The organism is Pseudogulbenkiania ferrooxidans 2002, from assembly GCF_000174355.1.
Lineage (GTDB): Bacteria > Pseudomonadota > Gammaproteobacteria > Burkholderiales > Chromobacteriaceae > Pseudogulbenkiania > Pseudogulbenkiania ferrooxidans.
The window spans coordinates 65,569-89,980 of record NZ_ACIS01000007.1; the positions used below are offsets into that span (position 1 = coordinate 65,569).

At 69.4% G+C, this 24,412-nt stretch carries 20 protein-coding genes; 5 read left to right on the top strand and 15 right to left on the bottom strand.

The window, feature by feature from the left end:
* Window positions 1–111: 111 nt before the first annotated feature.
* Genes hemC through FURADRAFT_RS13020 form a run of 4 tightly spaced genes read left to right on the top strand, consistent with a single transcriptional unit; the run spans window position 112 to window position 4,023 of the window.
* The gene (gene hemC / locus FURADRAFT_RS13005; RefSeq protein WP_008954626.1) at window positions 112–1,047 is read left to right on the top strand and encodes a hydroxymethylbilane synthase; all 936 of its coding nucleotides are present in this window, start codon (window positions 112–114) and stop codon (window positions 1,045–1,047) included.
* Window positions 1,044–1,781, top strand: a complete 738-nt coding sequence (locus FURADRAFT_RS13010) for a uroporphyrinogen-III synthase (protein WP_008954627.1) — start codon at window positions 1,044–1,046, stop codon at window positions 1,779–1,781. The genes hemC and FURADRAFT_RS13010 overlap by 4 nt, the downstream gene beginning before the upstream one ends.
* A complete protein-coding gene (locus FURADRAFT_RS13015; RefSeq protein WP_008954628.1) occupies window positions 1,778–2,818 on the top strand; it encodes a uroporphyrinogen-III C-methyltransferase in 1,041 nt (346 codons plus the stop codon). The genes FURADRAFT_RS13010 and FURADRAFT_RS13015 overlap by 4 nt, the downstream gene beginning before the upstream one ends.
* Window positions 2,815–4,023, top strand: coding sequence for a heme biosynthesis HemY N-terminal domain-containing protein (locus FURADRAFT_RS13020; RefSeq protein ID WP_008954629.1), 1,209 nt, complete (start codon window positions 2,815–2,817; stop codon window positions 4,021–4,023). The genes FURADRAFT_RS13015 and FURADRAFT_RS13020 overlap by 4 nt, the downstream gene beginning before the upstream one ends.
* A 266-nt stretch (window positions 4,024–4,289) precedes the next feature.
* Here FURADRAFT_RS13020 and FURADRAFT_RS13025 read toward each other — a convergent pair whose 3' ends face one another.
* Together FURADRAFT_RS13025 and FURADRAFT_RS13030 are read right to left on the bottom strand one after the other, a co-directional pair.
* Entirely contained in the window at window positions 4,290–5,000 is a 711-nt protein-coding gene (locus FURADRAFT_RS13025) for a pseudouridine synthase (RefSeq protein WP_008954630.1), read from the bottom strand.
* A gap of 34 nt (window positions 5,001–5,034) precedes the next feature.
* Entirely contained in the window at window positions 5,035–6,987 is a 1,953-nt protein-coding gene (locus FURADRAFT_RS13030; RefSeq protein WP_008954631.1) for a sensor domain-containing diguanylate cyclase, read from the bottom strand.
* A gap of 304 nt (window positions 6,988–7,291) precedes the next feature.
* Here FURADRAFT_RS13030 and FURADRAFT_RS13035 point away from each other — a divergent pair, with 304 nt between their 5' ends.
* On the top strand, window positions 7,292–7,870 hold the full coding sequence (locus FURADRAFT_RS13035) for a TetR/AcrR family transcriptional regulator (RefSeq protein WP_008954632.1): 579 nt from the start codon (window positions 7,292–7,294) through the stop codon (window positions 7,868–7,870).
* 37 nt (window positions 7,871–7,907) lie between these two features.
* Here FURADRAFT_RS13035 and alaC read toward each other — a convergent pair whose 3' ends face one another.
* The 13 genes from alaC to FURADRAFT_RS13100 all read right to left on the bottom strand — a co-directional run bounded on the left by alaC (window position 7,908) and on the right by FURADRAFT_RS13100 (window position 24,408).
* On the bottom strand, window positions 7,908–9,122 hold the full coding sequence (gene alaC / locus FURADRAFT_RS13040; RefSeq protein WP_008954633.1) for an alanine transaminase: 1,215 nt from the start codon (window positions 9,120–9,122) through the stop codon (window positions 7,908–7,910).
* A gap of 230 nt (window positions 9,123–9,352) precedes the next feature.
* Window positions 9,353–10,252 (bottom strand): aldo/keto reductase, encoded by a 900-nt coding sequence (locus tag FURADRAFT_RS13045; RefSeq protein WP_008954634.1) that lies wholly within the window; start codon window positions 10,250–10,252, stop codon window positions 9,353–9,355.
* A complete protein-coding gene (locus FURADRAFT_RS13050) occupies window positions 10,249–11,358 on the bottom strand; it encodes an ABC transporter ATP-binding protein (RefSeq protein WP_008954635.1) in 1,110 nt (369 codons plus the stop codon). Before FURADRAFT_RS13050 ends, FURADRAFT_RS13045 begins: the two co-directional genes overlap by 4 nt.
* A 4-nt stretch (window positions 11,359–11,362) precedes the next feature.
* Window positions 11,363–12,220: a carbohydrate ABC transporter permease gene (locus FURADRAFT_RS13055; protein ID WP_008954636.1), complete on the bottom strand. Its 858-nt coding sequence runs from the start codon at window positions 12,218–12,220 to the stop codon at window positions 11,363–11,365.
* On the bottom strand, window positions 12,213–13,154 hold the full coding sequence (locus FURADRAFT_RS13060; protein ID WP_008954637.1) for a carbohydrate ABC transporter permease: 942 nt from the start codon (window positions 13,152–13,154) through the stop codon (window positions 12,213–12,215). Before FURADRAFT_RS13060 ends, FURADRAFT_RS13055 begins: the two co-directional genes overlap by 8 nt.
* Before the next feature lie 208 nt (window positions 13,155–13,362).
* On the bottom strand, window positions 13,363–14,607 hold the full coding sequence (locus FURADRAFT_RS13065) for an ABC transporter substrate-binding protein (protein WP_008954638.1): 1,245 nt from the start codon (window positions 14,605–14,607) through the stop codon (window positions 13,363–13,365).
* 307 nt (window positions 14,608–14,914) lie between these two features.
* Entirely contained in the window at window positions 14,915–16,351 is a 1,437-nt protein-coding gene (locus FURADRAFT_RS13070; protein WP_008954639.1) for a sensor histidine kinase, read from the bottom strand.
* 33 nt (window positions 16,352–16,384) lie between these two features.
* A complete protein-coding gene (locus FURADRAFT_RS13075) occupies window positions 16,385–17,068 on the bottom strand; it encodes a response regulator transcription factor (RefSeq protein WP_008954640.1) in 684 nt (227 codons plus the stop codon).
* 88 nt (window positions 17,069–17,156) lie between these two features.
* Window positions 17,157–18,251, bottom strand: a complete 1,095-nt coding sequence (dnaJ, locus tag FURADRAFT_RS13080) for a molecular chaperone DnaJ (protein WP_081455960.1) — start codon at window positions 18,249–18,251, stop codon at window positions 17,157–17,159.
* A 36-nt stretch (window positions 18,252–18,287) separates the two neighbouring features.
* A complete protein-coding gene (gene dnaK, locus FURADRAFT_RS13085; RefSeq protein ID WP_008954642.1) occupies window positions 18,288–20,165 on the bottom strand; it encodes a molecular chaperone DnaK in 1,878 nt (625 codons plus the stop codon).
* Between the two features lie 124 nt (window positions 20,166–20,289).
* A complete protein-coding gene (locus tag FURADRAFT_RS13090) occupies window positions 20,290–21,090 on the bottom strand; it encodes a universal stress protein UspA (RefSeq protein ID WP_008954643.1) in 801 nt (266 codons plus the stop codon).
* A complete protein-coding gene (locus FURADRAFT_RS13095) occupies window positions 21,077–23,539 on the bottom strand; it encodes a Lon protease family protein (protein WP_008954644.1) in 2,463 nt (820 codons plus the stop codon). The genes FURADRAFT_RS13090 and FURADRAFT_RS13095 overlap by 14 nt, the downstream gene beginning before the upstream one ends.
* Before the next feature lie 242 nt (window positions 23,540–23,781).
* Window positions 23,782–24,408, bottom strand: coding sequence for a bifunctional 4-hydroxy-2-oxoglutarate aldolase/2-dehydro-3-deoxy-phosphogluconate aldolase (locus FURADRAFT_RS13100; protein ID WP_008954645.1), 627 nt, complete (start codon window positions 24,406–24,408; stop codon window positions 23,782–23,784).
* Between the last annotated feature and the right edge of the window lie 4 nt (window positions 24,409–24,412).

Here is a 24,412-nt window from a genome sequence, read left to right on the forward strand (position 1 = left end):
TGCTACTCCCGCGTCGCCCGCGTGGCCGGCTCACCCTTTTGGGCTAGGGTTGGCGGCCGAGCGGCCGTGCTAGAATCATTGGCAATCGTTTCCCTCTACAGGACCGCGTCCATGGACAAAATCGTCATCGCCAGCCGCGAGAGCAAGCTCGCCATGTGGCAGGCCGAGCACATCAAGGCCCGGCTCGAGCAACTCTATCCGCAGCTCGCCGTCGAGATTCTCGGCATGACCACGCAGGGCGACCAGATTCTCGACAAGACGCTGTCGAAAATCGGCGGCAAGGGCCTGTTCGTCAAGGAGCTGGAGCTGGCCCTGCAGGAGGGCCGCGCCGACCTCGCGGTGCACTCCATCAAGGACGTGCCGATGAACCTGCCGGAAGGCTTCGCGCTGGCCGCCATCTGCGAGCGCGAGGACCCGCGCGACGCCTTCGTGTCCAACACCTACGCCAGCCTCTCCGAGCTGCCGGACGGCGCCGTGGTAGGCACCTCCAGCCTGCGCCGCGAGTCGCAGCTGCGCGCGCGCTTCCCGCGCCTCACGATCAAGCCGCTGCGCGGCAACGTGCAGACCCGCCTGCGCAAGCTGGACGACGGTGAGTTCGACGCCATCATCCTCGCCGCGGCCGGCCTCAAGCGGCTGGAACTGAGTGCGCGCATCCGCTGCGAGCTGGCGCCGTCGGAAAGCCTGCCGGCGGTCGGCCAGGGCGCGCTGGGCATCGAGATTCGCGCCGACCGCGCCGACCTGATGCAACTGCTGGCGCCGCTCGACCATGCCGACACCCACGCCTGCGTCAGCGCCGAGCGTGCGCTGTCGCGCGTGCTGGGCGGCAGCTGCCAGATTCCGCTGGGCGGTTTTGCCACGCTGAGCGACGACGTCATCACGCTGGGCGGCTTCGTGGCGCATCCGGACGGCTCGGTGATGCTCACCGCCTCGGCCTCCGCGCCGCGCGAGTACGCCGACGCGCTCGGCCGCGCCGTGGCGCAGAAGCTGCTCGACGCCGGCGCCGCGCCGCTGATCCAGGCCGTCATCGACGAAGGCCAGGGCCGGTGAGCCTGGCCGGGCGGCGCATCCTCGTCACCCGGCCGCCGGCGCAGAGCGCGCGCCTGATGGCGCTGCTCTCTGACGCCGGCGCCGAGCCGTTGCCGCTGCCGGTGCTCGACATCGTGCCCGACGAACGCGCGCTGGCGGCGCTGCCCACCCTGGCCGAGGCGGCCGACTGGCTGATCTTCGTCAGCCCCAGCGCCATCGACGCCGCCTGGCCGGTGCTGGCGCGGCGCAAGCTCAAGGCCCGGCTCGCCTGCGTCGGCGCCGCCAGTGCCGCCAAGCTGGCGGCCCTGTCCGGCCGCGCCGTGCTGCATCCGCGCGACGGCAGCGACAGCGCCGCGCTGTTGGCGCTGCCGGAACTGCAGCGCCTGACCGGGCAACGCGTGCTCATTGTGCGCGGCGTCGGCGGCCGGGCGGAACTGGGGGAGACCCTCGCCGCGCGGGGTGCCCGTCTCACCCTGGCCGAGGTTTACCGCCGCGTCGACGGGGAGCCCGACTGGTCCTTGCTGGAGCAGCCGGTGGACGCCCTGGTGCTGACCTCCAGCGATACCGCCGAACGATTATTCCGTCTGGCTGGCCGCTCCCGTAGCCTGACGTTACAATGCCTGCTGTACTGCGTTCCGCATCCGCGCATTGCCGCCACGCTGGCGGCGCACGGCGTGACACGCATCGTGACAACCCAGGCCGACGACGCCGCACTGGTCGCCGGCCTCAGCGAATGGTTCACCCGTCACCCATGAACGAAATCCAGACTGCCGAGATCGGCAAACCGGCCGTGAAGAAGTCCTTCCCGCTGGCGCTGCTGGTGGCGCTGGCGGCGCTGGGCCTGTCCGGCTGGCAGCTTTACTCCACCCAGCAGGAGCTGGCCGCCACGCGCCAGGAACTGGCACGCCGTCTGGCCGAGTCCGGCGGCAGCGCCAAGGAAACCCGTGTGCTGGTCGATCAGGCCCTGGCCACCGTGCGCGCCAGCGACGGCAAGCTGGCCCTGCTCGAGGCGCGCGTCAACGAGTCTGCCGGCCAGTACGCCACGCTCAACGGCATGTACCAGGAGCTGACCAAGAACCGCTCCGACTGGCTCTTGTCCGAGGTCGAGCACACGCTCGCCATCGCCAGCCAGCAGCTGCAGCTGGCCGGCAACGTGCCGGCGGCGCTGCAGGCGCTGGAAATGGTCGACGCCCGCCTGGCGCGCTTCGACCAGCCGCAGCTGATCACGGTGAAGAAGGCCGTGGCCACCGACCTGGAAAAACTCAAGGCGTTGCCTTATCTCGACACCGTCGGCCTGACGGTGAAAATCGATCGCCTGCTGCTGGGCGCCGACACCCTGCCCCTGGTGGTGGGGCACCATCGCCTGGGCAGCGCCAAGGACGGCCTGATCCAGCCGGCCCGGCCGGCCGCCGACGCGCCGTTCTGGGAGCGCCTGCTGGCCGACATCACCGGCAGCCTGGGCGAGCTGGTGCGCATCCGCCGCATGGACAAGCCGGAGGCGCTGCTGCTGTCGCCGGAACAGTCGTTCTTCCTGCGCGAGAACCTCAAGCTGCGCCTGCTGGACGCCCGCCTGGCGCTGACCCAGCGTGACGGCCAGACCTTCAATTCCGATGTCGAAGCCGCCAAGAGCTACGTCGAGCGCTATTACGACGGCGACGCCGCGGTCACCAAGTCGTGGCTGTCGCTGCTCGCCGAACTCAAGGGCGCGCCGCTGGACGTGGCGCTGCCGGACCTCTCCGCCAGCCTCAAGGTGGTGCGCGAGGCGCAGGGCAGCGCAGGGGGTACGCCGTGAAATTCGTGCTGTGGATTACCGGCCTGTTCGCGCTCGCCGTGCTGGTGGGGCTCGCCTCCACGCTGAATACCGGCTACGCCATCCTGTTCCTGCCGCCGTACCGGCTCGAGGTGTCGTTCAACCTGCTGATCGTGGCGGTGATCCTGCTGATCGTGGTGGCGCACCTGGTGTTGCGCCTGATCGGCCTGGCCACCGGCCTGCCCGAGGAAGTGCGGCGCTTCCAGCGCCAGAAGAAGCTGAAGGCGGCGCGCCATGCCCTGCGCGAGGCCGGCATCGCCTTCTTCGAGGGGCGTTTCCAGCGCGCCGAACGTGAGGCGGTGCGGGCGCTGGCCGACGAGTCGGCACCGGAAAACAAGGCGCTGGCCCTGTTGATGGCGGCACGCTCGGCAGCCGCGATGCAGGACCTGGACAAGCGCGACGGCTACCTGTCCCAGCTCGACGCCCTGCCGGAGCGGCTGCAGCTGGCGCGCCACATGCTCGACGCCGAACTGAAACTGGACGCCAAGGATACCTTGGGCGCGCTGTCCGCCATCGAGCGCGCGCGCGCCATCTCGCCCAACCTGACCAACGCCCTCAAGCTGGAACTCAAGGTGCGCCTACTGCAGAAACAGCCGGAAGCGGTGCTGGCGCTGACCGAGAAACTGCTCAAGGCCGAGGCGCTGGAGCCCGACCGCGCGCGGCGTTACCGTCTGGCGGCCTACACCCAGCAGCTGGACGGTTTTGTCCAGGGGCAGGAGATTCGCGACTGGCTGCGTCGCGTGCCGGAAGTGGAGCGCAACAATCCGACGCTGGTCAGCCGTATCGTGGAGCGCCTGATCGTGCTGGGCGAGGCGGATTACGCCGCCACTCTGATCGCCAGCGCCCTGGGCAACGACGATCAGGCTACTCCGGAACTCGCGCGCGAGCTGGGCCAGCTGGCCGAGCACCTCACCGCCGAGAAGCGCCTGGAGCTCTTGAAGGACGCCGAGAGCTGGCTCAAGCTGCGTCCGCGCGACCACCTGTTGCTGCTGGCGCTGGGCCGTCTCGCCCTGGCGCAGCAGTTGTGGGGCAAGGCGCAGAGCTATCTGGAGGCCAGCGCCTCGATCGAGCCGACGCTGTGCGCGCACGCCGAGCTGTCGCGCCTGTTCACCGCCATCGACAAGCCCGAGCTGGCCGAACGGCATTACCAGCAAAGTCTGGAGTTGGCGTTGCAGCAGGGCTGTTAAGCGTTGTCCAGAAGCAAGAAAGGTCGCCTCGGCGACCTTTTTTCATCTCTGGCATGTGCTGCCTCAGCACCAGTTCACAATCTGTCGCGAGCCGCCCTCCGCGGGGTGAAGAGCCGCGCAGGAACCGGAATGTACCGGAGTACCTGAGGATTCCTGATCGCTGAGCCAATCACTACGTGCCAATCTTCGATTGGCTCAGTGATAGATTGGCACGCGGTGCCCATGAGCCCCGATCAGGGATGCGCCGCAAGATCGGAAACAGGTTCTCAGCGGGTGAAACCCAGCTCCGCCAGCTCGGCAGCATCGAGGTGGCGCCACTCGCCTTCGTCCAGTTCGCCCAATTGCAGCGTGCCCAGCGCGACGCGGTGCAGTTCCTGCACGCGGTTGCCGGCGGCGGCGATCATGCGTTTGACCTGGTGGTACTTGCCCTGGGTGATGGTCATCCGGATGGTGATCTCGTCCACCACCTCGACCTGGTCCGCCACCACCTTCTCGTTGTCGTCTTTCAGAAACACGCCGGCCTTGAGGTGCTTGACCAGCGCCTCGCTCACCGGGTGCTTGAGTGTGACCTCGTAGCATTTCGGCACGTGCTTCTTGGGCGAGGTCAGGGCGTGCACGAACTGGCCGTCGGTGGTCAGCAGCAAGAGTCCGGTGGTGTCGACGTCGAGCCGGCCCACGGCGGCGATGCCGAGCTGCGAGAACTGCCACGGCAGCAGCGTGAACACGCTCGGGTTGTGCATCGGCTTGTGCGAGGTTTCGTAGCCGGCCGGCTTGTGGAGCAGGATGTAGAGCGGCAGCATCAGGATTTCCCACGGCTCGCCGTCGATCACCAGTTCGTCGATGGCCGCGGGATCGATCTCGAGGCGGTAATCGTCCACCACCGCGCCATCGAGTTCGACCAGGCCGTGCTCTACCAGCTTGCGGCACTCCTTGCGGCTGCCGAAGCCTTGTTGTTGCATCAGTCGGTAAAGTTCCATGGCCGCGATGGTAGCACGGCGGCAGGGTGCCGGCTCAGCTCGACAGGCTGGCGGGGTGGGGGCTCACCCCTGCCGGCGGCTCGGCCACGCAGAGGCGGTCGCGGCCGCTGCTCTTGGCGACATAGAGCGCGGTGTCGGCGGCGTGCACCAGGCTTTCGGCGTCCTCGGCGTGCAGCGGGCTGCAGGCCACGCCGATCGAGACGGTGACGTTGAGGGTGTGGTCGAGCGCCTCGATCGGCCATTGCTGCACCACCTTGCGCAACTGCTCGGCCTTGGCGATGGCGTGCTCCAGGCTCATGCCGGGCAGCACGATCAGGAACTCCTCGCCGCCGTAGCGGCACACCATGTCGTTGCTGCGCAGGCTGTCGCGCAGGCGCGCGCCCAGCGTGCTCAGCACGCAGTCGCCGGCCTTGTGGCCGTAGGTGTCGTTGATGCGCTTGAAGTGGTCGGCGTCGAGCATCAGGAGTGCCACCGGCTTGCCCAGCGCCAGGGTGTGCGCCAGCACGCGCGGCAGGGCATCGTCGAGGTAACGCCGGTTGAACACTCCGGTGAGCGGGTCTCGCACCAGCTGTTCCTTGAGCCCCGACTGCAGCGACTCGATCTCGTTGAGGTGCTGGCGCAGCGCCTCGTTGGCGGTCTTCAGGCTGTGCTCCAGGCGCTTGCGCTCGCTGATGTCGTTGATGCCGGTGATGACGTGCAGCGTGCCAGCGGAGCGCACCAGGGTGCAGGAAATCAGCGCCCAGAATACCCGGCCGCCGGTGTCCTGCAGGCGCACCTCGTGATCACGCAACTGACCCTTGTCGCGCATCAGCGCGGCGACCTCGTCACGGGTCTGGGTGCTGACGTAGAAGTCGTCCACGGTGAGGCCCTGCGTGCTGCGCAGGCGCCCCTTGAACATGCGCTCGGCGCGCTCGTTGGCGTAGGTGATGACGCCGTCGGAGAGCCGGCTCAGCACCAGCGGGAACGGCGCGGCGTCGACCAACTGCTTCTGGCGCGCCTCGCTCTCCGCGAGCTGGGCGGTGCGCTCCGCGACTTTCTCCTCCAGGCCGTGGTTGGCGCGCCGCAGGCGCTCTTCGGCGCTGCCGCGCTCGGCGATCAGCGCGCCCATGATCAGCAGCGTCACCGACTGGCTCAGCACCATCATGCCGGCGTTGAGCAAGGCGAGACCGGGGGTGTCTCCGAAAAACACGCCACGGCCGCTGGCCGCGCCGGCCAGCGCCAGCAGCAGGATGCCGAACGCCAGCCAGTGCGCCGAGCGCAGCGAGATCCGTGCCGCGGTCCACATCAGCGGGATGATCAGCAGGTAGGGCAGCGCGGTGTAGAGGCCGTGGGGGTCGTTCAGGCCGAGGAACAGCAGGGCCGCCGCCAGCAGGGTGGCGGTGCTGCCCGACGCCAGCTCCAGCGGCGAGGCGCGCGCCGGCAGCGGGTCGATATCACCGCGCCGTCGCAGGAACAATAGCGGCGGGGCGAAGAACAATGTGCCGGCGGCGTCGGCGAGCCAGCCGGCGCACAGCATCTGCAAGGCGGCGCTGGCGCCGGGGTAGTGCCACCAGGCCTGCGCCAGCAGGCTGCCGCTGGCGGAGACCAGCGCGGACAGGCCGACGCCGGCCCAGAGGAAACGGAACACGTCGCCGAGGCGGTAGAACGGCAGTCGGCCCGAGCAGTGACGGCGGATCTGCATGCCGCCCAGCAGCGGCCCCACGGCGGCGCCCAGTGCGGCCAGCAGCGCGCCGGGCAGCGTGGTGCCGAGGATCAGGGTCTGCAGTGCCAGCGCCCCCAGCAGCAGGGCGGGCCAGACGCGGTGGCCCCAGCGGATAACGGCGGCCACGGCGAGGCCGGCGGGGAGCCACACGGTGAACGGAAAGGGATTGTCGGGCGTGAAGAAGTGGTCGATCAGCCAGCCGCAGGCGCCATACAGCAGTCCGAGGGACAGCAGTACCAGGGCGTAGCGGACCTTCTGTCTGGATGTGTGCGGCGAAGCGAGCATGCGCTTATCCCGGTTGCTCCTCCGTGGCGGCGGGGGCAACCATGTTGTCATAATCCGCCGAGCATATTGGGGTTGCGGACAGAAAGCGAGACTCGGCAGCAAAGAAAGTGCGGCTCTGCGGTTTCTACGGTGCCCCGGGTGTGGCGGAAAAAACACAGCGGCGGCAGCGGTCCCTCGTGCTGGCGTGGCGACGGCGTGTAGTCCAGTGCGGGGCGCATCGTGGGCGCTTGCGATATCTGTTTGATATAGCGCAAGCTTTTTAGCATGATGGCCATCATGCTAAGGGGCATTTGAAAGGACGGCGATGCGTTATTCCCCCCTCCACAAGGCCGACGTCCGGCAGCGAATCATCCGTACGGCGTCCTACCGCTTCCGCTCCGAGGGCATGGACGCGGTCGGCATCGCCAACCTGATGGCTGACCTCGGTCTGACCCATGGCGGCTTCTACAGCCACTTCCGCGACAAGGAGGCGCTGGTCGCCGAAGCCTGCCGGCACGGCTTCGACGAGCTGCAGCAACGGCTCGCCGGGGTGCTGGACGCGGTACCGCCCGAGCAGCGCCTGGCGGCGCTGGTGCAGCATTACCTGAGCCTGGCGCACCGCGACCGACCCGACGACGGCTGCGTGGCGGCGGCGCTGGGGGGCGAGATGGCGCGGCGCGACCAGCCGTCGCGGCAGGCCTTCACCGCGGGAATCGAGGCGCAACTGGCGCTGCTGCAGGAGTGCGTGCCGCCGGGCGAAAAAGGGAGCGCGCCGACGCCCTGCGTGGCGCTGGCGCTGATGGTGGGGGCGCTGCTGCTGTCGCGCGCGGTGAGCGATCCGGCGCTGTCGCAGCGCTTTCTGGAGGAGGCAACGCGGGCGTTGGCGCCGCCGGGTCAGGCATAGCCGGCGCGGCCGTGCGGCGCTGCGCCGGCCGCCGGGCTCAATGGCCCTTTTGCGGGATCAGGCCGTCGGCGCGGAACATGGTCTTGATGCCGCGTACCGCCTGGCGGATGCGCGCTTCGTTCTCGATCAGCGCGAAGCGCACGTAGTCGTCGCCGTAATCGCCGAAGCCGACGCCGGGCGACACCGACACCTTGGCCTTGTCGAGCAGCTGTTTGGCGAATTCCAGCGAGCCCAGCGCGCGGTAGGGCTCGGGGATGCGCGCCCAGATGTACATCGAGGCCTTGGGCAGGTCGACCTCCCAGCCCGCCTCGCACAGCCCCTTGTAGAGCACGTCGCGGCGCTTCTGGTAGGTGGCGGCGATGTCCTTGACGCACTGCTGGTCGCCTTCCAGCGCGGCGATGGCGGCGATCTGAAGCGGGGTGAAGGTGCCGTAGTCGTGGTAGCTCTTGATGCGCGCCAGCGCCGCCACCAAGTCCGGGTTGCCGACCATGAAGCCGATGCGCCAGCCCGCCATGTTGTAGCTCTTCGACAGCGTGAAGAACTCCACCGCGATGTCCTTGGCGCCCGGCACCTGCATGATCGACGGCGCCTTCCAGCCGTCGAACACGATGTCGGCGTAGGCCAGGTCGTGCACCACGAAGATGTCGTGCTTCTTCGCCAGCGCGATGACGCGCTCGAAGAAGTCGAGCTCGACGCACTGCGCGGTGGGGTTGGACGGGAAGCCGATCACGATCATCTTGGGCTTGGGGTAGCTGCCGCGGATGGTGCGTTCCAGCTCGGCGAAGAAGTCGACGCCGGGGATCAGCGGCACCGAGCGGATGTCGGCCCCGGCGATTACCGCGCCGTAGATGTGGATCGGGTAGCTGGGGTCGGGCACCAGCACGGTGTCGCCGCGGTCGAGCGTGGCCAGCATCAGGTGCGCCAGGCCTTCCTTGGAGCCGATGGTGACGATGGCCTCGCTGTCCGGGTCGATCTCCACCTGGTAGCGCTCCTGGTACCAGTGCGCGATGGCGCGACGCAGGCGCGGGATACCCTTGGAGGCCGAATAACCATGCGTGTCGGGGCGCTGCGCGGCTTCGACCAGCTTGGCGACGATGTGCGGCGGGGTGGCGCCGTCGGGGTTGCCCATGCTCATGTCGATGATGTCCTCGCCACGGCGGCGGGCGGCCATCTTGCGTTCGGCAGTGATGTTGAAGACGTAGGGGGGGAGGCGGTCGATGCGCGCAAAGCGGCGCTTGCCCGATGCAGACATGATTTTTCCTTGAACGTAAGCGCCCGGAACCGTCCGAGCGACGTCCTCCCGACACAGGAGGTGGATCGATACTAAGCGTCCGGCATGGCGGCGTCCAGCGGGGGTGCGCGGTACTGTGGCGCCGCTGCCGCAGCGGCGGGCCGGGTCCCGCGCACGGGGTGGCGGAAGGGCCGGGCAAAAAAACGGGACGACCAAGGCGATCGTCCCGGGTGGAGCGAAGAACAGCGGGGTCAGGGTACGGCGTGGCCCTGCGCCGCTTCGAGCAGCGCGAACCAGTGCTGGCGTTCGAGCGGCAGCGCGGCGGCGCGCGCGGCGTCGTCGAGCGAGGCGAGCCGGCGCGAGCCGACGATGGGCAGCGGCCGCGCCGGGTGGCGCAGCAGCCAGGCCAGCGCCAGCGTGGCGGGCGTGACGCCGAGCTGTTCGGCCAGGGTGGCGAGCGTCCGCTGCAGTACGGGGTTGGCCGAAGCGTCGAACAGCCGGCCGCCGGCCAGCGGCGACCAGATCATCGGCCGCACGCGGCGCTCCAGGCACTGGTCGAAGGTCCCGTCGAACAGCGGCGCCAGGTGCAATAGCGAGGCCTCGACCTGGTTGGTGACGAGCGGGGTGCGGCTGGCCAGCAGCGCGAACTGGCTCGGGCTGAAGTTGGAGACGCCGAAGTGGCGCACCTTGCCGGCAGCCTTCAGCGCGGCGAAGGCCTCCGCCACCTCGTCCGGGTCCATCAGCGGGTCCGGGCGGTGGATCAGCAGCAGGTCGAGGTAGTCCGTGCCCAGCTGGCGCAGCGAGTTGTCGACCGAGGCCAGGATGTGGGCGCGGCCGGTGTCGTAGTGCTTCACCGTCCAGCCACGCGCCGCGTCCTCCGGCTTGATGCCGCATTTCGTCACCAGCTGGATCTCGCCGCGCCTCGCCGGATTGGCCTTGAGCCAGCGCCCGAACAGTGCCTCGCAGGTGAAGCCGCCGTAGAGGTCGGCGTGGTCGAAGGTGGTGAGGCCCTGCGCGATGGCGTGCTCGATCCACGCCGCCAGCGCGGCGTCGTCGAAGTCCCACGCGTCGAGCCGCCACGCCCCGACCGCCAGCGCCGACAGCTGCGGGCCGTGTTCGGCCAACGTTGTGGTGCCGACCGCCGCGCTCATGCGATGCGCACCTCGGTTTTGGGGTCGAACAACACCGCCTTGGAGACGTCGAACACCAGTTGCATGGCGTCGCCCGGGCGCTTGGCCTCGGTGGGGTGGGCGCGGCAGCACACCTTGGTGTCGTTGAGCGTGACGAAGATCAGCGTGTCCGGGCCGGTGGGCTCGATCACCTTGACGTGGCAATCCATCTGCGGCAGCCCCTCGCGGTGCGCGGTGCGCGCGTCGGTGATCTGTTCCGGGCGGATGCCGAAGATCACCTCCTTGCCGATCCAGGCCGAGAGCTTGGCGCGGTCGTGCGGCAGCGGCAGCACCACGCAGCCGTGGTCGTCGCACACCTTGACGCCGAGCCCGCCGGGCGCTTCCACCACGGTGGCCGGGATGAAGTTCATCGACGGCGAGCCGATGAAGCCGGCGACGAACAGGTTGGCCGGGTTGTCGTAGATCTCCTGCGGGCTGCCGAACTGCTGCACGATGCCGTCCTTCATTACCGCGATGCGGTCGCCCAGCGTCATCGCCTCGATCTGGTCATGGGTGACGTAGACGATGGTCGACTTCAGGCGCTGGTGCATCAGCTTGATCTCGGTGCGCATCTCCACGCGCAGCTTGGCGTCGAGGTTGGAGAGCGGCTCGTCGAACAGGAAGATCGATGGGTTGCGCGCCAGGGCCCGGCCCATCGCCACGCGCTGGCGCTGGCCGCCGGAGAGCTGCGAGGGCTTGCGGTCGAGCAGGTGGGTGATCTGCAGCATCTCGGCCACGCGGTTCACCGTGGCGTCGATCTCGGCCTTGGGCTGCTTGCGAATCTCCAGCCCGAACGAGATGTTCTGGCGCACGCTCATCGAGGGGTAGAGCGCGTAGCTCTGGAACACCATGGCGATGTCGCGGTCCTTGGGCGAGAGGTCGTTGACGCGGCGCGCACCGATGCGGATGTCGCCCGAGCTGATGTCGTCCAGCCCGGCGATCATGTTGAGCAGGGTGGACTTGCCGCAGCCGGAGGGGCCGACCAGGATCAGGAACTGGCCGTCGTCGATGGCGATGTCGATGCCCTTGAGCACGTCGGTGCCGTTGTTGTAGGTCTTGCAAACGTTGTCGATGGAGAGCGAGGCCATTGTCTTAACCTTTCACGGCGCCGGCCGTCAGTCCGCGCACGAAGTAGCGGCCGGCGACCATGTAAACGAACAGGGTGGGCAGGGCGGCGATGATGGCGGAAGCCATGTCGACGTTGTATTCCTTGACCCCGGTGGAGGTGTTGACCAGATTGTTCAGCGCCACCGTGATGGGCTGCGCTTCGCCGGCGGCGAACACCACGCCGAACAGGAAGTCGTTCCAGATCTGGGTGAACTGCCAGATGACGCAGACCACGAAGATCGGCCCGGACACCGGCAGCAGGATGCGGAAGAAGATGGTCCAGAAGCCGGCGCCGTCGATGCGGCCCGCCTTAACCAACTCGTCCGGCACCGTGACGTAGAAGTTGCGGAAGAACAGCGTGGTGAAGGCGGTGCCGTAGATCACGTGCACCAGCACCAGGCCGGCGGTGGTGTTGGCGAGGCCGAGCCAGCCCAAGAGCTGCGCCATCGGCAGCAGCACCACCTGGAACGGGATGAAGCAGCCCACCAGCAACAGCGTGAACAGCGCGTCGGAGCCCTTGAAGCGCCACATCGAGACGACGTAGCCGTTGACCGCGCCGATCATGGTCGAGATCAGCACCGCCGGCACGGTCATCTTCACCGAGTTCCAGAAGAAGCCCTTCATGCCGCCGCATTCGATGCCGGTGCAGGCGGAGGCCCAGGCCTTGGCCCAGGCGCCGCCGTCCCAGGCGTGCGGCAGCGACAAGAGGTTGCCCTGACGGATGTCGTCCAGCGTCTTGAACGAGGTGGTGAGCATCACGTAGAGCGGCAGCAGGTAATAGAGCGCCACCAGCGCCAGCGCGGCGTAGACCAGCAGCCGGCCGATTGAGAGCTTGTTAGCCACGTTTCGCACTCCTCGTTTCAAGGTACATCAGCGGCACCAGCACCGCCACGATGGTCATCAGCATCATCATCGCCGAGGCCGCGCCGAGGCCGAGCTGGCCGCGCGTGAAGGCGAACTGGTACATGAAGATGGCCGGCACGTCGGACGAGGTGCCCGGGCCGCCGCCGGTGAGCGCCATCACCAGGTCGAAGCTCTTGATGGCGATGTGCGACAGGATCAGCAGCACGCTGAAGAACACCGGGCGCAGCGACGGGATCACGATGCGGCGGTAGATGGTGGGGAGGCTTGCGCCGTCCACCTGCGCCGCCTTGATGATGGAGTCGTCCACGCCGCGCAGGCCGGCGAGGAACAGCGCCATGACGAAGCCGGACGACTGCCACACCCCGGCGATCACCACGGTGTAGATGGCGCGGTCCGGGTCGACCAGCCAGTCGAAGGTGAAGTTGGCGAAGCCCCAGTCGTTGAGCACCTTCTGCAGCCCCATGTCGGGGTTGAGCATCCATTTCCAGGCGGTGCCGGTGACGATGAAGGACAGCGCCATCGGGTAAAGGTAGATGGCGCGCAGCGCGCCTTCGGCACGGATTTTCTGGTCGAGCAGCACCGCCAGCAGCAGGCCCACCACCAGCGTGCACAGGATGAACAGGCCGCCGAACACGCCGAGGTTGGCAACGGCGGTCCACCAGCGTTCGTTGTCGAACAGCGCCAGGTACTGGGTCAGGCCGGCCCAGTCGTAGCGCGGCAGCAGGCGCGATTCGGTGAAGGAGAGCCAGGCGGTCCAGGCGATGAAGCCGTAGACGAACACCAGGCTCATGATGATCGTCGGGCTCAGCACCAGCCGGGGCAGCCAGCGGTCGGCCAGGCGCTGACGACTGGCGGCCGCGGGCGCGGCGTCGGCCAGGGCACGGACTCCGGCCGGAGACGAAGAATGGGACATGGGAATTCCTTAGCGTAGCGAGAGCGGGGAACACGGCGGGGAGGGGCTCCCCGCTTCCGTCATCGGCTGAGAGGCTTTCAGCAGGCGGGCGAGCCAGAGCAGGTTGAGTGCCGCCGCCGCACAGGAACCGGAATGGACATGAGGTCCATGAGGATTCCGAGCAGCGCCGGCGCTCAAGATGCAAAGGCGCAGCCGCCTGATGCCGCTCTTACTTGACCTTGCCGGCCTTGGCCAGTCGTTCGGCGGCAGCCTTGGGCGTCATGCTGGAGTTCATGAACTGCGAGATGACGTCCACCATGGCGCCTTCGGTGGCCGACGGCATCGCCATCTTGTGCGCGAAGCTCGGCACCAGCGCGCCGCTCTTGGAGGCGGTGGTCAGGTCGGCCTTGGATTTCTTGGCGCAGTCGTCGAACTTGTCCATCGGCGTGTCGAGTCGCGCCGGGATCGAGCCCTTGTTGAGGTTGAAGGTTTCCTGGAACGCCGGGCTCATCACCGTGGCGGCGAGGTCGGCCTGCGCCTTGACCGAGGCCGGGTCCTTCTGCTGGAACATCGCCAGGCTGTCGATGTTGAAGGTGAACATGCCGGCGGTGCCCGGGGCGTCGACGCACAGGTAGTCCTTGCCCGGCTGCTTGCTGGCGGCGGTGAATTCACCCTTGGCCCAGTCGCCCATGAACTGCATGCCGGCCTTGCCGGTGATGACCATGTTGGTGGCCAGGTTCCAGTCGCGGCCGGCCGCGCCCTTGTCGATGTAGCCCTTCACGCGCTGCAGGGTCTCGAACACCTTGACCGTGGTCGGGCCGGCCAGCGTGGCCTGGTCGAGCTGGACGAAGGCCTTCTTGTAATAGCCGGCGCCGCCGACGCCGAGCGCGACGGATTCAAACAGGGTGGCGTCCTGCCACGGCTGGCCGCCGTGGGCGATCGGCTGGATGCCGGCCTTCTGCAGCTTGTCGGCGGCGGCGAAGAATTCCGGCCAGGTCTTGGGCACGGTGGCGCCGGCCTTCTTGAACGCTTCCGGGTTGACCCACAGCCAGTTGACGCGGTGCACGTTGACCGGGGCGGCGACGTACTGGCCCTTGTACTTCATGACCTGGCTCACCACCGGCGGCAGCAGCTTGTCCCAGTTGCCGGCCTTGGCCACCGGGTCGATGTTGGCGAGCACGCCTTCGGCGCCCCATTCCTGGATCGCCGGGCCCTTGATCTGGGCGGCGGTGGGCGGGTTGCCGGAGACCACGCGCGTCTTCAGCGCGGTCATGGCGTTGTCGCCGCCGCCGCCAGCCACGGCGAAGTCGCGCCAGGTATGGCCCTTGGCGGTCATCATCTTCTTCAGTTCGAGAGCCGACTTGGCTTCGCCGCCGGAGGTCCACCAGTGCAGCACTTCGACGTTGCCGGCCATCACGGTGGCGGGCAGCAGGCTGGCGGCCAGCAGGGCCGCGCTCAGGCGCTTCAGTTTCATGCTCTATCTCCTCGGTATTGTTGTCAGTCCGTCGCGTGGCGTGTGGGGCGGCCTGCCGTGACGGCTTGCGAAAACTATAGCGAGTTGCTGTAAGTTTTGCGTAAGTTTTGCGTCTAGATGGCGTAAGAACTTGAACGGTTTTGGGTGCAATGCAGCATGAATAAACGGCGAAGCCGGCCGATGCTGGGGGATACGGATGATGCGATGCAGCACGAGGGGGCGCCGTAGTGTACCAACTACACGACGGCCGGCCCGGGCACGGGCCGGCGCCGTGCCGGCAAAGCAGCATCGGGACGGAGAACAGGGGTCAGCGGGCGGGGCCGGGGGGCCCGCTCAGGGCAAAGCGCAACGACACGGTGAGACCATGCGGCGGGTGCTCGGACAGCGTGACCGTGGTGCGGTGGCGCCGCGCGATCTCCTGCACGATGGCGAGCCCGAGGCCGCAGCCCTTGCCCTTGCCCTCGGCGCTGCCGCGGTAGAAGCGCTCGAACACGCGCTCGCGCTCCGCGGGCGGGATGCCGGGACCGCTGTCGCTGACGCGCAGCCACACCTCGCCCGGCCCCGGCTGCAGCGCGACGGTGACCTCGCCGCCGGCTGGGGTGTACTGGATGGCGTTGTCGAGCAGGTTGGCCACGAGTTCGCGCAGCAGGCCGGCGTGGCCATCGATGGTCAGCGGCGCGGCGCCGCCCTCCACCCCGAGGTCGATGTCGCGCGCCAGCGCGCGCGGCACCGCCTCGGCGCTCACCTCGCGCACCAGCTGCGCCAGGTCGAGCGGCGCCAGCTGCAGCCCGGCCTCGGGCTCGGCGCGCGCCAGCGCCAGCAGCTGGTTGACCAGGCGGATGGAGCGCTCGACGCTGGTGTGCACCTGCTCCAGCTGGCGGCAGGCGCGCGCCACGTCCGGCTGCGCCTGGCGCAGTTCGTCCTGCGCCAGCTCGCTTTGCGACTTGAGCCCCGCCAGCGGGGTGCGCAGCTGGTGCGCGGCGTCGGCGATGAAGCGGCGCTGCTGCGCCACCTGGCCGTGCACCTCGGCCAGCAGGGTGTTGATGGCGGTGGCCAGGGCGCGCACCTCGGACGGGGCGTTTTCCGCCTCGATCGGCGCCAGGTCGCGCGCCGAGCGGTGTTCCACGCTGCGGCGCAGGTTCCTGAGCGGCGACAGGCCGCGGCTGATGCCGGCCCAGACCAGCACGCTGGTGAGCAGCATCAGGCCCAACAGCGGCAGCCCCATGTCGAACAGGATCTTGTGCGCCAGCTCGGCGCTCAGCGCGCGGCTCTTGGCCACCTGCACCAGCATCAGCTGCGGCTGGTCCGGGGTGCCGGCGTTGAGGTAGAGCGCCGCCACGCGCACCTCGAGCTTGTTCCCCTGTTTCGCCATGGCGGCGTTGTAGAAGTAGCTGGCGCCGGCCCGCACCGGCAGCCCGGCGGGCGGGCGCGGCATGGCCGGGTCGCCCAGCAGGAAGGCCTCCGGCGGCGAGCTGACCATGTAGTAGACGCGGTCGTTGGGGTCTTCCTCGAGGATTTCGCGCGCCGCCTGCGGGAAGTCGACGTAGAAGCCGTTGCCGAACGGCTTGACCTGGCGCGCCAGCGCGCGCGAGGACTTGGCCAGGCTGCGGTCGATCACCTCGTTGCTGTAGCCCAGCGCCATGGCGTACGCGAGGTAGGCGGCGGCGAGCCACAGCACCAGCTGCGGCAGCAGCAGCCACAGCAGCAGCTGGCGGCGCAGCGACAACTGGCGGGGAGGGGACATCGGGGCTCCTTGTCGTCGGGCTTCGGCCAACCTTTAGCGGGGCGCGTCGGTGCTGGCCAGCAGATAGCCCAGGCCGCGCACCGCGCGCACGCCGACGCCACTGCCGTCGAGCTTCTTGCGCAGGCGGTGCACGTAGACCTCGACCGCGTTGGCGCCCACTTCCTCGCCGGTGCCGGACAGTTCGGTGGCGATCTGTTCCTTGGTGACGACGCGCTCGGCGTGGCTCATCAAGATGTCGAGCAGCTGCAGCTCGCGTGCCGACAGTTCCAGCGCTACGTTGTCGGCCCAGGCGCGTTGACCGATGCGGTCCAGGCGCAGGCGGCCGAAGCGCGGCTCGTCACGCGGGCTGTCGGCGACGCGCTGGCGGCGCAGCAGGGCGCGCAGGCGCGCTTCCAGCTCGGGGAAGTCGAACGGCTTGACCAGGTAGTCGTCGGCGCCGGCGTCGAGCCCGGCGACGCGGTCTTCCATGCTGTCGAGCGCGGTCAAGAGCAGGATCGGCAGCGCCGGCTTGTGCACGCGCACGTTGCGCAGCACGGCCAGGCCGTCCTGCCCGGGCAGCCCGATGTCGAGCACCACGGCGTCGAAGTCCTCGGCGAGCAGGCGCTGCTGCGCGTCGAGGCCGTCGGCGGCGTGCGCGGTGTCGAAGCCGAGCTGGGTGAGGCGGGTGAGCAGGGCGTCCGCCAGGACGGCGTCGTCTTCGGCCAGAAACAGTTTCATGGGGAGTCAAGGCCTCGCGGGCTGGCTACGGATCATGCTGCGATGTTAGAAGCTGCGGCGCAGTTTGGCGAGGGGGTGGACGGCGCGTTCAGCGCGCCAGCTGGCGCAATTGCTCGTAGAGCCGGCGCTCGGCCGCGGAGAGCCGTTCGGGAATCTGCACCTGCAGCCGCAGCAGCAAGTCGCCGCGCTCGTCGCGCCCGAAGTAGGGCAGGCCCTTGTGGCGCAGCCGCAGCACGGTGTCGGGCTGGGTGCCGGGCGGGACCGTGACGCGCGCCTCGCCATCCAGCGTCGCCACGGCGAGTTCGGTGCCGAGCACGGCGTCGGTGAGAGGCAGCGGCTGGCGGCACCACAGGTCGGCGCCGTCGCGCTCGAAGCGGGCGTCGGGCAGGGTGCGCACCACCACCAGCAGGTCGCCGGGCGGCACGCCCGCCGGCGTGGCGGCCTGGCCGTGGCCGGGGATGCGCAGCACCATGCCTTCCTCGACGCCGGGCGGAATTTTCACCGTGAGGGTTTCGCTGCGCGTGGTCTGTCCCTCTCCGTGGCACTCGGCACAGGGCTCGTCGATGATGCGGCCGCGCCCGGCGCAGGCGGGGCAGGGCGTGACCTGCTGGAACACGATGCCGCGCTTCTGGCTCTTTTTCACTTCCTGGCCGCTGCCGTGGCACATGGCGCAGACGCGCGGCGCGGTGCCCGGCTTGGCGCCGCTGCCGTGGCAGGTCGGGCAGGGCTCGCGGCGGGCGATCGGCACCGGCTCCTCGCCGCCGTGCAGCGCCCGCTCCAGGGGGACGCGCAGCAGCACCTCGATGTCGTCGCCGTGCGCCGGCGCGGCGCGGCGGCGCCCGCCGAAGAAACGCTCGAACAGTCCGCCGCCGAGATCGAAGCCCAGCCCGCCGAACAGGGTGTCGAAGTCGACGCCGCCGAACAGGTCCTCGGGGGGCATGCCTTCCAGCCCGGCGAAGCCGCCGGCGTCGTAGTCGGCGCGCTTCTTCGGGTCGGACAGCACGGCGTAGGCCTCGGCGATCTCCTTGAAGCGCTGCTCGGCTTCCGGCGCCTTGTTGCGGTCGGGGTGGTACTTCAGCGCGAGGGAGCGGAAGGCGTCCTTGATCGCCTTGGCGTCGGCGTCGCGCGCCACGCCGAGCACCTCGTAGTAATCGCGTTTGGCCGTGGTGTTGGCGGTATCGATGGTGGCCCCCGTTCAGCGGCTGTCCGGTGGCAGGGCTCAGTGGTAATCGGCGTCCACCACGCGTCCGCGCGGTCCGGCGCCGCTCGGGCGCGGCTCGCCGCCGGTCGAGACCTCGGGCTGGGCGTCGGGGCCGTAGCGTACTTCCTGGTAGGGTCCGGCACCGGAGGGCTGGCTCTGGGCGTAGATCGAGCTGCCGGCCTCCTTGAGCAGCTTGCGCAGCTCGTCGGCCTGGCTCTTGGCGCGCGCCGCGTCATGCTGGGTACAGGCCTCCTTGGTGGCGCGCCGCGCCTGTTCCAGGCGCTGCTTGAGGTCGGCGGTGAGCTTGTCGCCGAAGTCGGCCAGCAGCTTTTCGGCCTGGTAACACAGCCCGTCGGCCTCGTTCAGGGTTTCCGCCTCCTCGCGCCGTTTCTTGTCGGCCTCGGCGTAGTGTTCGGCCTCCTCGACCATGCGCTGCTTGACGTCGTGCGCCAGCCTGGTCGAGCCGCTGATGCGCACCGACTGGCTCTTGCCGCTGGCGACGTCGCGGGCCGCGACGTTGAGCATGCCGTTGGCGTCGATGTCGAAGCTGACTTCGATCTTGGGCACGCCGCGCGGCGCCGGCGGGATGCCGTCGAGGTTGAATTCGCCGAGGCTGACGTTGTCCGCGGCCATGGCGCGCTCGCCCTGGTAGACGTGGATGGTGACGGCGGTCTGCAGATCGGAGGCGGTGGTGAAGGTCTCGGTCTTCTGCACCGGCACCGGGGTGTTGCGTGCGATCAGCGGGGTGGCCACGCCGCCCAGGGTTTCCACGCCGAGGGTGAGCGGGGTGACGTCGACCAGCACGATGTCGCTGACCTCGCCCGACAGCACGCCGGCCTGGATCGCGGCGCCGCTGGCGACGCATTCCATCGGGTCGACCCCCATCTCGGCCGGCTTGCCGAACAGCTCCTCGAAGAAGGCGCGCACCGCCGGCATGCGCGTCGGCCCGCCGACGAACACCACGCGGTCGACCGCCTGGGGCGTGATGCCGGCGTCGTGCAGCGCCTGCTCCACCGGGCGCCGGCAGCGCTCGATCACCGGGCGCACCAGCCGTTCCAGTTCGGCGCGCCCCAGGTCCATCTCGAGGTGGCGCGGCTCGCCGCCGGCCACGCCGATATAGGGCAGGCTCAAGTGGGTGGTGACGCTGCTGGACAGTTCCACCTTGGCGATCTCGGCGGCCTCCAGGAGTCGCGCCGCCGCCTTGGTGTCGCGCCGCACGTCGATGCCGCTCTGTTCGTAGAAGCGCTGCGCCAGCGCCTCGAAGATCGCCTGGTTCATGTCGGTGCCGCCCAGCCGGGTGTCGCCGCTGGTGGCTTTGACCTCGAACACGCCCTGGCCGAATTCCATGATGGTGACGTCGAGGGTGCCGCCGCCCAGGTCGATCACCGCGATGCGCAGCTCCTGGCCGGCGCGGTCGAGGCCGTAGGCGAGCGAGGCGGCTGTGGGCTCGTTGACCAGGCGCACCACGTCCAGCCCGGCGATGGCGGCGGCGTCCTTGGTGGCGCTGCGCTGGTTGTCGTCGAAATAGGCCGGCACGGTGACCACCGCCTTGCTCACCGGTTCGCCGAGAAAGGCTTCGGCGTCGCGCTTGATCTTCTGCAGCAGGAAGGCGGAGAGCTGCTCCGGCGAAAACTCGCGGTCGCGCAGCCGCAGGCGCTGGCGCGTGCCCATCTGGCGCTTGAAGGCGGTGGCGGTGCCTTCCGGGTTGGCCGCCATCTGGCGCCGTGCCGCTTCGCCCACCAGCATCTGGCCGTCGGCGGTGATCGCGACGTAGCTGGGAAACGCCTTGCCGCCGAGGCTGACGCCTTCCGCGCTGGGAATCAGCACCGGGCGGCCGCCACGCAGCACGGCGGCGGCCGAGTTGGATGTGCCCAGATCAATACCGATGATGGCCATGTTGATACCTTCCTGTCGGATCGTGCCCGATGGTGTTGTTGTCGCGGCACGGGGCCGTGCATGGCTGAAGTATAGGCAGCCGGCCTGGTCGTGGCGCCCGCGTCCCGGCGGACGGCACGTCGCCTCAGCTGACCAGGATCACCGGGCAGTCGATGTCGTTGAGCAGGGCGGCGAAGCCCGTGCCGCTGCGCAGCGAGCGGCTGCCGTCGAGCACCAGGCTGCTGGCGTTTTCCTCGCGCACCGCGGCGGCCAGCGCGCGGGTGTCGCCGGGGAGCAGCCGGCGGCAGCTGCCGGCGCTGGCCGGCGCCAGCGCCATGGCGGCGTTGGCGTGGCGTAGGAAGTCGGCTTCGTTGTCGGCCGGGATCAGTACGCGCAGCTCGCCGTCCTGGCTTTGCGCCAGGTCCCGGGCCAACGCCAGGGCGCGTGCGGCGCCCGGCGAGCCGTCGAACAGCACCAGCAGCCGCGGTCGGGTGACGTGCTGCCGCGGCGGGGGCGGCGGCGCCTCGCACAGCAGCGTCCACAGCGGCATGGTGCCCATGCGCGCGCTCTTGCCCAGCACCACCAGATCGGGTTCGTCGGCGCGCGCGAACAGTTCGGTGGCGATCTGCCCGCGCGCCAGCTGGAACGACCAGCGCAGTTGCAGCCGGGTGGCGGTGTCGGCGAGCAGGTGGCGCGCCTGCTCCGCCTCGCAGCGCAGGGCGTGCTCCAGCTGTGGCGTGGCGAGCGGTGAGGCGCGGGAAAACTGGCCGATCTCGCGCGTGAAGGGCAGCGCGGCCAGGTGCAGCAGGTTGATGTCCTCGATGAACAATCCCGCCAGTTCGACATCGCGCGCGGCGGCCAGCGCCGCCGCCAGTTCCAGCGCGGCGCGGCTGCGTGGCGAGACGTCGAGCGCCAGCAGCACCTTGCCGGGGCTAGGCTTGTCCATGGCCGTGCCTTGCTTTGGGAGCGGGGGGCGGCGCGCTGCCGGCCTGGTCGCCCTTGTCCGGCTGGCTGTAGGCGCGGGCGATGTCGGCCAGGCCATGCAGGCGGTCCGCCACGCGGCGGTTGACGCTGCCCTCCGGGAAGAGGCCGCTCGCGTCCGCGGCGCCGGCCTCCACGCCGGTGAGCAAGGCGATGGCTTGGTCCACGGTTTCCACCGCGTAGACGTGGAACAGTCCGGCCGTCGCGGCCTCGATCACGTCGCGGCGCAGCATCAGGTGCAGCACGTTGGCGGCGGGGATGAGCACGCCGTGCTCGCCGTTCAGGCCGCGCTGGCGGCAGATGTCGAAGAAGCCCTCGATCTTTTCGTTGACGGCGCCGATCGCCTGTACCCGGCCGAACTGGTCGACCGAACCCGTCACCGCCAGCGCCTGGCGCAGCGGCAGGCCGGAGAGCGAGGAGAGCAGCGCGCACAATTCCGCCAGCGAGGCGCTGTCGCCCTCGACCATGCCGTAGGTCTGCTCGAACACCAGGCTCGCCGACAGCGACAGCGGCTGCTCGGCGGCGTAGCGCGTCGCCAAGAGCGAGGACAGGATCAGCACGCCCTTGGAGTGGATCGCGCCGCCCAGCTTGGCCTCGCGCTGGATGTCGACCACGTCGCCGTCGCCCAGGCGCGTGGTGGCGGTGATGCGCGAAGGTTGGCCGAAGGCGAACTGGCCCAGCTCGAACACCGACAGGCCGTTGATCTGGCCGACCTGAGCGCCGCTGCTGTCGATGCGCAGGATGTCGCGCAGGATGGCCTCGTGCGCGCGTTCCTTGAGGCGGTCGGCGCGGTGGATCTGCGCTGCGATGGCGCGTTCGACGTGCTCGGCGCCGACGTTGGCAAGGCCGTCCTGCTGCGCCCAGTAATCGGCCTCGCGCACCAGCCCGGCCAGGCTTTCCATGTGCAGCGAGAGCCGTTCGGCGTCCTCGGCGCGGCGCGCGCCGTACTCGATGACGCGTGCCACGGCGCCGCGCTCGAAGGGGCGCAGCCCGTCGCGCCGCGTCAGGGTGGCGATCAGGCGGGCGTATAGCAGGGCGTTGTCGCCGGTGCGCGCCACCTCGTCCTCGAAATCGGCCGCCACCTTGAACAGCTCGCCGAACTCCGGGTCGTATTCCGCCAGCAGGTAGTACAGCATGCGGTCGCCCAGCAACAGCACCTTGACCTCGAGCGGGATCGGCTCCGGCTCCAGCGACACCGTGCTGATCAGGCTGTACATCTGGCCCAGCGACTCGATGCGGATCTCGCGCGTGGCCAGCGCGCGCTTGAGCGCCTCCCACGAGAACGGCTGGCTCAGCAGCTTGATGGCGTCCAAGAGCAGGTAGCCGCCGTTGGCCTGGTGCAGCGCGCCGGGCTTGATCTGCAGGAAGTTGGTGATCAGCGTGCCCATCTGCGACAGGTGCTCGACGCGGCCGATCAGGTTCTGCCAGGTGGGGTGTTCCTCGTCGATCACCGGCGGTGCCGGGTGGCCGCCGTGATCGACCAGCAGGTTGACGCGGAAGCGGTTGAAGTCGGCGCCGTCGCCCAGGCCCTGCAAGCCGGACTGGGAGGGCGCGCCGTCGCGTGGCTGGCGGAAGTCGTCGATGCTGGCGATGATGTTCTGCTGCACCTCGTCGAGGTAGAGCCGCACCGGTTCGAAATCGGCGTAGTCCTCGCGCAGCGAGTCGATCATCTGGCCCACCGCGAACAGCACCGCCTCTTCGTTCAGCTGGCGCACCCGCTCGATACGCTCGCGGCGCCAGCGCGGCACCTGGCGGATGGCCTTTTCCAGCTGCACGCGCAGGGTGTCGGTGTCGCGCTCGATGCGTTCCTGCTCTTCGCGCGGCAGCTTGGCGAACTCCTCCGGGCTGATCACCTCGCCGTCCTTGGCGGGGGCGAAGGAGAAGCCGTTGGGGGTGCGCAGCAGGGCGATGCCGTGCTGGATCGCGGCGTCGCCGACCTCCTCGAACGCCTTGGTCTGCTGCTGGGTGAATTCCTCGTTGATCTGGTCGAGGCGGCGACGGTATTCCTCGCCCTCGAAGATGGCGGGGATGGTGGCGCGCAGCTCGTCCACCAGCTGCTGCATGTCGTCGCGCAGCGTCGCCCCCCGGCCGGCAGGCAGGCGGATGGCGCGCGGCTTGTGCGGCTGGGCGAAATTGTTGACGTAGCACCAGTCGCACGGCGGCGCCGCGCCGGCCGCCTGCTGCGCCAGCAACTGCCGCACCATGGTGCGCTTGCCGCTGCCGCTGGGGCCCATGACGTAGACGTTGTAGCCGTGGTGGCGCATGCCGAGGCCGAAGCGGGTGGCGCCGACGGCGCGCAGCTGGCCGATGATGTCGGTCAGGTCTTCCAGCTCGGCGGTGGTGTCGAAGGCAAACAGCTCGGGGTCGCAGCGCCGGTACAGCTGCACCACGGGCAGGGGGGCGAGGTGGCTCATGGCGCCACGTTCCTTTGTGATGGGGCGGTGAGGGCGCCGATGCCGCGCCCGGCGGGCCGGGCATCGCGCGATTGCCACAACTATAGACAGCGCGGGAGCGGGTTTCAGGCGATCGGGTGGAGCGGCGCGCCTGGCGCTATGCTGACGCGGCGACGGGGCGTGGCGGGACGGGAAGAAAAAAAGGGCCTGTCCGGGAGAGTCGGCAGGCCCTGCAAGGAAGCAACAAGCAACAAAAACGGGGGTCAGCGTACCGCCAACGCACTGGCCTCGCGGGCGAGCTGGGTGATGCGTTCCCAATCCTGGGCGGCGAGGGCGTCGGCCGGGGTCAGCCACGAGCCGCCCACCGCCAGCACGTTGGGCTGGGCCAGGTAGGCCGGCGCGTTGCTGGCGTCGATGCCGCCGGTCGGGCAGAAGCGCAGCTCCGGCAGCGGGCCGGCCAGCGCCTTGAGCAGCTTGATGCCGCCCACCGCCTCGGCCGGGAACAGCTTGAGGATGTTGAAGCCTTCGTCCTGGGCGTGCATCGCCTCGGACGGCGTGGCCACGCCGGGGATGAACGGCACGCCGGAGGCGCGCGCGGCGGCGGCCAGCTCCGGGGTCAGGCCCGGGCTGAGGCCGAACTGGGCGCCGGCGTCGAGCGCGGCTTCCAGGTGGGCGCGGGTGCGCACGGTGCCGGCGCCGACCAGGGCGTCAGGCACTTCGTCGCGGATGCGGCGCATCGCGGCCAGCGCGGCCTTGGTGCGCAGGGTGATTTCCAGGGTGCGAATCCCGCCGGCGACCAGCGCGCGGGCGAGGTCGACCGCCACCGCGGCGTCGTTGACCACGATCACCGGCATCACCGGGCTTTGGCGTAACAGAGTCAGTGCATCCATTGCT